The 2,075-nt window shown below is 72.5% G+C and carries 3 protein-coding genes; 2 read left to right on the top strand and 1 reads right to left on the bottom strand.

Annotated features, from left to right (window positions below):
- Positions 1-209, top strand: a 209-nt coding sequence (locus tag Q7W29_09680; protein MDO9172089.1) for a pyruvate kinase alpha/beta domain-containing protein, incomplete at its 5' end; no start/stop codon positions are given.
- A gap of 178 nt (positions 210-387) precedes the next feature.
- Here Q7W29_09680 and Q7W29_09675 read toward each other — a convergent pair.
- Complete coding sequence (locus Q7W29_09675; GenBank protein ID MDO9172088.1) at positions 388-1,107, bottom strand: SOS response-associated peptidase; 720 nt, start codon at positions 1,105-1,107, stop codon at positions 388-390.
- A gap of 108 nt (positions 1,108-1,215) precedes the next feature.
- On the opposite strand from Q7W29_09675, the gene Q7W29_09670 reads away from it, so the two are divergent.
- Positions 1,216-2,075, top strand: an 860-nt coding sequence (locus tag Q7W29_09670; protein MDO9172087.1) for an adenylyltransferase/cytidyltransferase family protein, incomplete at its 3' end; no start/stop codon positions are given.

Below are 2,075 nucleotides of genomic sequence, written 5' to 3'. Positions count from 1 at the left end.
CGATCTGCCGCCGGCTGGCCCTGGTCTGGGGGGCCCTGCCCTTCTTCTCGCCGGACGGGGAGACCCTCGAGGAGATGGAGCGCGACGCGCTTCGCTTGGCGCTGGATGCCGGGCACGTGGTGTCGGGCGACTCGGTGGTCGTGACCGCCGGGCTGCCGCTCCACGAATCCGGGAGGACCAACCTCATCAAGATCGTGACCGTTCCCTAGGGTGGTCTTCGCCCTGGGTGCACACACGCGACCCGTCGGGGGGCGCTCGTCGGGCACATCCTGTGCCCGGCTCGCGTGGCATCCTGGACTCTGCGCCTTCCTGGCGCAGAGACCAGGATGTCACCCCCGACGGGTCGCGTGTGTGCACCCAGGGCGAGATGTCGGGGCGGGGGAAGAGTCAGTCCAGGAGGCGGAATTGTTCGCCGGCGTTGGGGGGCGTCACCGGTTCCGCGAGGTGCGGGCCGTCGTTGTGCGGGGAGTTGACGTTGGGGGAGACGGGCCAGGCGGTCATCTCGTCCGCGGGGTAGGGGAGCATCAGGGCGTGCAGGGATAGGGCGGCTTCAGGAGACATGGTGAGCCAGTCGGTGAAGGACTCGGGGCGCAGGATGACGGGCATGCGGTCGTGGACGGGGAGCATGAGGGCGTTGGCTTCGGTGGTGAGCAGGGCGCAGGTGTGCTGGGGGCTGCCATCGGCCGGGGTCCAGGTTTCCCAGATGCCGGCCATGGCGAAGCCGGGGCCGGCCTTCAGGCGGAACAGCCAGGGCTGCTTCGCGCCGCCGCGGCGCTGCCACTCGTAGAAGCCGTCGGCGGGCACCAGGCAGCGGCGGTGGCGCCAGGCGTCGCGGAAGGCCGGCTTGTCGGCGACCGTCTCCGAGCGGGCGTTGATCGGGCGCACGCCACCGGCAGGGCCGCGCGACCAGCGGGGGACCAGTCCCCAGTCCAGGTAGCGGAGGCGTCGCGGCGCGTCCGGGAACTCCTGGATCGCGGCCGCGATCGGCTGGCCGGGAGCGACGTTCCAGCGGGGCGGCGAAGCCGGTTCCACGTCCAGGGCGGCTTCCAAGGCCAGCAACCGGGCCGTTTCCTCGGGGGTCAGGGTCAGCGTGAACCGTCCGCACATGGCGTCTTCTCCGTGAGGTGACGAACCGGCGCGAGGATGGCGCGAACGACGCCCCGGGGCAATCCCGTACTTGACTCCCCGCCCGTTGAGGTCGATACCCAGCATGACATGAGCAGCAACCTGTTCCACCCGTCCCCGGCGGCCCTCGCGCGCCTGTCGGTCGGCATCTCCCGGCTGGGGAGGCGCAGGAGCCGCCCCGTGGTGGGGCTGACCCTGGGCGTGTTCGACTTCTGCCACGAGGGCCACGTCAGCCTGCTGCGGCGCGCGGCCGGGATGTGCGACCGCCTGGTGGTCGGCGTGCACACCGATGACGAGGTGCGCCGCTACAAGGGCGTCCAGCCCGCCAACTCCGAGCTTGAGCGCGCGGCCGCGGTCCGCGCCCTGGGGATCGCGCACACGGTGGTCGTCGGGAGCGACCGGGCCCGGATATGCCGCGATTTCGGGGTGAAGCGCGTCTTCCACGGCGACGACTGGGAGCCCGAGGCCTACCGCCGGCGCTGGGGCGAGGAGCTCATCGCGCGCCTGGGTCTGGAACTCGTCCTGCTGCCGCACACCCCGGGGATCGACAGCACGCGGTTGCGCGCGGCGGTGCCGGCCGTGGGCTGGTGGCTCTACAGCAGCCGGGAAGACTGGAGCCGCACCCACATCTTCGACCACCTGCGGGACCTCTACGCGCGGATCGGCGGCGTCTGGTTCGTGAGCGAGGGGGGGCGCGAACTGGTGCGCCGGCACTTCCCGGACGCGCCGTGCGCCCTGCTGCGCGAGGACCAGGCGGCGGCCGCCGCCGCGGCCTCGATCGCGCACTACGCGCTGGACGTCATCGTCACCGCCCACTTCAACTACGACGCCATGGTGCCGGTGCTGGGCGATTCGCCGCGGCCGATCGCGCTGGTCGCGCTGACGCACGGGCGCAGCGGCAAGCCGGGCACGAGCGCCGACGCGGCCCGGCTGCGCGCCGCGACGGGCGC

Source organism: bacterium (assembly GCA_030654305.1).
Taxonomy (GTDB): domain Bacteria; phylum Krumholzibacteriota; class Krumholzibacteriia; order LZORAL124-64-63; family LZORAL124-64-63; genus PNOJ01.
The sequence above is the reverse complement of the archived record's forward strand: the minus strand, read 5'-3'. Positions and strand labels throughout refer to the sequence as shown.

Excerpts from the sequence above, each read along its gene's own strand:
- Q7W29_09675 (MDO9172088.1), bottom strand. The coding sequence starts at position 1,107 with ATGTGCGGACGGTTCACGCTGACCCTGACCCCCGAGGAAACGGCCCGG.